This is a genomic window from Amaricoccus sp., from assembly GCF_036846665.1.
In the GTDB taxonomy this organism is placed as follows: domain Bacteria; phylum Pseudomonadota; class Alphaproteobacteria; order Rhodobacterales; family Rhodobacteraceae; genus Amaricoccus.
This window is the reverse complement of the sequence record NZ_DAIUBO010000269.1, coordinates 1-4,563: the sequence shown is the minus strand read 5'-3', so window position 1 is coordinate 4,563 and position 4,563 is coordinate 1. Positions and strand designations below refer to the sequence as shown.

The 4,563-nt window shown below is 73.9% G+C and carries 5 protein-coding genes; all 5 read left to right on the top strand.

Going from position 1 to position 4,563, the window contains the following annotated elements; translation table 11 throughout:
- Window positions 1-559, top strand: a 559-nt coding sequence (locus V7050_RS18360) for an AAA family ATPase (RefSeq protein ID WP_324370519.1), incomplete at its 5' end; no start/stop codon positions are given.
- 9 nt (window positions 560-568) lie between these two features.
- Window positions 569-1,549 carry a DUF58 domain-containing protein gene (locus V7050_RS18355; RefSeq protein ID WP_324370521.1) on the top strand — a complete coding sequence of 327 codons (981 nt, stop codon included), beginning with the start codon at window positions 569-571 and terminating at the stop codon, window positions 1,547-1,549.
- Window positions 1,546-2,025 carry a DUF4381 domain-containing protein gene (locus tag V7050_RS18350; protein ID WP_324370523.1) on the top strand — a complete coding sequence of 160 codons (480 nt, stop codon included), beginning with the start codon at window positions 1,546-1,548 and terminating at the stop codon, window positions 2,023-2,025. Before V7050_RS18355 ends, V7050_RS18350 begins: the two co-directional genes overlap by 4 nt.
- Complete coding sequence (locus V7050_RS18345; protein WP_324370524.1) at window positions 2,022-3,005, top strand: VWA domain-containing protein; 984 nt, start codon at window positions 2,022-2,024, stop codon at window positions 3,003-3,005. The genes V7050_RS18350 and V7050_RS18345 overlap by 4 nt, the downstream gene beginning before the upstream one ends.
- The coding region (locus tag V7050_RS18340) for a VWA domain-containing protein (RefSeq protein ID WP_324410978.1) at window positions 3,002-4,563 on the top strand (1,562 nt) is incomplete at its 3' end. The genes V7050_RS18345 and V7050_RS18340, both read left to right, overlap by 4 nt.

Genomic DNA, 4,563 nt, shown 5'->3' with positions numbered 1-4,563 from the left:
GGCGACCCAGAACCCGATCGAGCAGGAGGGCACCTATCCCCTGCCCGAGGCGCAGATGGACCGGTTCCTGATGCATGTGCTCATCACCTACCCGCCGGTCGAAGACGAGGTGGAGGTGATCAAGCTCGTCCGGGGCGAGGAGATCGCCGCGAACGAGGCGGCCGACGAAGGCGGTGCCAAGCCCGAGGCGCGCGCGGCGATCCCGCAGGAGGCGGTCTTCGCGGCGCGGCGCGAGATCGGCGCGGTCCATGTCGCCGAGGCGATGGAGCGCTACATGGCGGATCTCGTGAACGCGACCCGGGTCCCGGCGGAGTTCGGCGACGACCTGAAGCGCTGGATCGAGATCGGCGCGAGCCCGCGGGCGTCGCTCGCGCTCGACCGATGCGGGCGCACCCATGCCTGGCTCGCGGGGCGGGACTATGTCGACCCCGAGGACGTCCGCGCCATCGCGCCGGAGGTCTTCCGCCACCGGCTGAAGCTCACCTACGAGGCGCAGGGCGAGGGCGTGAGCCCCGACCGCGTCGTCGAGGAGATGATCCGGCAGGTGGCGCTGCCCTGAGGAGGCGGAATGCGCGACGATGCCGCGCGGATACGCACTGGCACGCAACCGGCGGCGGCGCCGGCGGGTGGGCTCGACCCGCGCGTCAGCGTCGATCTGGCGCATCTGCGGGCGCTCGAGGGCCGGGCGCGGCGCCTGACCTTCCTGCCGCGGCAGCCGGCGCGCTCGGTGCTGAACGGGCGGCACGCGTCGCGGCTGCGCGGGCGCGGGCTGAACTTCGAGGAGCTGCGTGGCTACCTGCCGGGCGACGACGTGCGCGCCATCGACTGGAAGGTGACGGCGCGCACCGGCGAGCCCTATGTGCGGGTGATGACCGAGGAGCGCGACCGGCCGTCACTGATCGTCGTCGACCAGCGCATGTCGATGTTCTTCGGCTCTAAGCTCAACATGAAGGCGGTGACCGCCGCCGAGGCCGCGGCGCTCGCGGCGTTCCGGATCCTCGACCAGGGCGACCGGGTCGGCGGCATCGTCTTCGGCGACGCGGAGATCGCCGAGATCCGGCCGCAGCGGAGCCGGGTGGCGCTCGACCGGTTTCTCACCGCGCTCGCCGACGCGAACGGGTTGCTTCGCGCCGATGCTCCGGCCGTCGATCCGATGCCGCTGAAGAACGTGCTGCGCGCGGTCGCGCGGATCGCGCCGCGGAACCACCTGGTGATCGTCTTGAGCGACTTCGACGTGGTCGACGCCGAGACCGAGCGGCTGGTTGCCGGCATCTCGCGCGGCAACGACCTGGTGCTCGGCCTTGTCAGCGACCCCTTCGGCGAGGATCTGCCGGAGGGGCTACGGCTGGTCGTCTCCGACGGCGAGCTCCAGGCCGAGATCGACACCGGCGACCGGGCCGCGCATCGGAGCCTGCGGGACATGGCGAGCGGCCGGCTGGCGGCGATCCTCGACTGGCAGCGGCGCTTCGGGGTGCCTGTGCTGCCGCTCTCGGCCGCCGAAGCGACGCTGCCGCAGATGCGGCGGCTGATGGGGCTCGGCGCGCGATGAACGAGGACGGCGCCCCCGCCCCGACGACCCTGATCGACCTGCTGCATGAGCTCGTCGAGCCGGCCGAGCCGCCGCCGGTAACGATGACGCCGCAGACCTGGGGATGGGCCGTGCTCGCGGTACTCCTGGCGCTGGCGCTCGCGTGGCTCGCCTGGCGGGCGTGGCGGCGCTGGCGCGCCAACGCCTACCGGCGGGCGGCGCTGGCCGAGCTCGCCGCCGCCGGCGACGATCCCGTCGCCATCGCCGGTATTCTCCGCCGCACCGCGCTGGCCGCCTGGCCGCGCGAAAGGGTCGCGAGCCTGACCGGGCGCGACTGGCTCGCCTTCCTCGACGCGACCGGAGGCGGCGGGTTCGCCGGGGGGCCGGGCGCGGCGCTCGCCGTGGCGCCCTACCGCGACGATGCCGTGCCGGTGCCGGGCCTGGGGGAGGCCGCCGCGCTTTGGGTAAGGCGGCACCGGGTCGAGGCGCGACCGTGATCTCGCTCGCCGCCCCCTGGGCGCTCCTGCTCCTGCCCTTGCCGCTCCTCGTGCTCTGGCTGGTGCCGCCGCACCGCGAACGGGTGCCGGCGCTGCGCTTCCCCTTTTTCCGCCACATCGTCGATACCGCCGGTTCCGAGCCCGGGCCCGGCGCGGTGGTGCTGTCGCGCACGCGGCTGCAGATGGCCGCCGCGCTCGCCGCCTGGATCCTCTGCGTGCTCGCGCTCGCCCAGCCCGAGCGGGTCGGCGAGCCGGTCGAGATCACCAAGGCGGCGCGCGACGTGGTGCTCGCCATCGACATCTCCGGCTCGATGGACGCCCGCGACTTCGCGGCGCCGGACGGTACGCGCAAGCAGCGGCTCGAAGGGGTGCGCGACGTGGTGCGCGCCTTCGTCGAGGGCCGCGAGGGCGACCGCATGGCGCTGATCGTCTTCGGCACCCGGGCCTATGTCCAGGCGCCGCTCACCGAGGATCTCGGCACCATCCTGGAGCTTCTCGGCCGCACCGAGGTTGGCATGGCGGGCCCGCATACCGCGCTCGGCGATGCCATCGGCCTCGCGATCCGAACCTTCGAGGCGAGCGACATCGAGCAGCGCCTGCTGATCCTGCTGACCGACGGCAACGACACCGCCAGCCGCATGAGCCCGGTCAATGCCGCCGAGATCGCCCGGGGCGCGGATGTCGCGATCTTCACCATCGGCGTCGGCGATCCCGAGGCGAGCGGCGAGGACCGGGTCGATCTCGCGACGCTGCGCGACGTCGCCGCGCGGACCGGGGGCGCGTTCTTCTTCGCCGATGACGAGGCGGGGCTGCGCGAGGTCTATGCCCGCATCGACGCGCTCGCGCCGCGCGAGGTCGAGACGCTCTCCTACCGCCCGCGGCAGTCGCTCGCCTGGATCCCGCTCGCGCTCGCCGCGCTGATCGGCACCGGGGCAACGGGTTTCCTCGCGCTCCGGGACCGGCGGAGGACCGCGGCATGAATTCCTTCGCGGTGGCGCTCGACGCCTTCCATTTCATCCGGCCGCTCTGGCTCCTGCTCTTGCCGGTCGTCGCCGGGCTCTGGTGGATCGTGCGCCGCACCGGCAGCCGCCGCGACCTGCCGACCGACGGCATCGCGCCGCACCTGCGTGCGGCGCTGACCGTCGGCGCGGCGGGCGGGCGTCGGCCCATGCCGATCGGCGGAGTCGCGCTGGGGCTCGCCTGCCTCGCGCTGGGCGCGGCCGGCCCGACCTGGTCGCGCATGCCCGATCCCTTCGTGGCGCAATCGGCACCGGTCGTGGTGGTGCTGGAGGTCACGGCCTCGATGGAGGCGAGCGACGTCGCCCCCGCGCGGCTGGAACGGGGCAAGCAGAAGATCCGCGATCTGCTCGAGCTTCGCGCCGGCGCCCGCACCGCGCTCGTCGCCTATGCCGGCAGCGCCCACGGCGTCGTGCCGATGACCGAGGATCCGAATGTGATGACGCCCTATCTCGAGGGGCTGACCCCCGACATCATGCCGCGCGAGGGTGCGCGCGCCGTCGAGGCGCTGGCGCTCGCGGAGGCGCTGCTCGCGCAGGAGGATGCGCCGGGCGGCGTGCTCTTCGTCGCCGACGGGCTCGACCCGGCCGATGCCGCCGCGCTGGACGCCAGCGACGCGGCGGTCGCCGTGCTCGCGATGCTGCCCGAGGGTGTCCGCGACCGCGGGTTCGATGCGCTCGACGCGGTCCCGGTGGTGGCCGTCACCCCGGACGACGCCGACATCCGCCGCATCGACGGCATGCTGAACGCGGCCTATCGCCAGGCGCTGCTCGAGAACGCCGACCAGCCCTGGCTCGACCAAGGCCACTGGCTCGCCTGGCCGGCGGCGCTGCTGACGCTGCTCTGGTTCCGCCGCGGCTGGACCATGCGCTGGGCCGCGGTGCTGGCGCTGGCGTTCGCGCTGCCTGCGGGCGCGCCCGCCCGCGCCGATGGCATCGCCGACTGGTTCCTGACGCCCGACCAGCAGGGCCGCCTCGCCTATCGCGAACGCGATTTCGGCCGGGCGGCGGAGCTTTTCGTCGACCCGCTCTGGCGCGGCTACGCGCTCTACCGCGACGGCCAGTACGCGGCGGCGGTCGAGGTGCTCGACCGGGTGGAGACGGCGCAGGCGGCCTTCATCCAGGGCATGGCGCAGATCAAGTCCCGCGCCTACCGCGACGGGGTCCGGTCCTTCGAGACCGTGCTCGCACGCGACCCGGATTATCCGGGCGCTGCCGGCAATCTCGCCGTGGCCAGGGAGATCGTCGACTACGTCGAGGAAGCGCGCGAGCAGTCCGACACCGGCGAGGAGGCCGGCATCGGCGCCGACGAGGTGGTCTTCGACAACGAGGAGAACCGCGGCGCCGAGACCCGGATCGAGGCGCCCCGGGAGGGCGGCGACGGGCTGATGACCGCCGAGCAGTGGATGAACACCGTCGACACGCGCACCGGCGACTTCCTGCGCCAGCCCTTCGCCATTGAGGCGGCGCGCGCCGGGGCCCGAGAGCCGGGCGACGACGGCCCCGCGCCGGCCACGCCGGG

What these genes read in the sequence shown, in the direction of transcription:
- V7050_RS18355 (WP_324370521.1), top strand. Translation starts at nt 569, where the DNA reads ATGCGCGACGATGCCGCGCGGATACGCACTGGCACGCAACCGGCGGCG.
- V7050_RS18350 (WP_324370523.1), top strand. Translation starts at nt 1,546, where the DNA reads ATGAACGAGGACGGCGCCCCCGCCCCGACGACCCTGATCGACCTGCTG.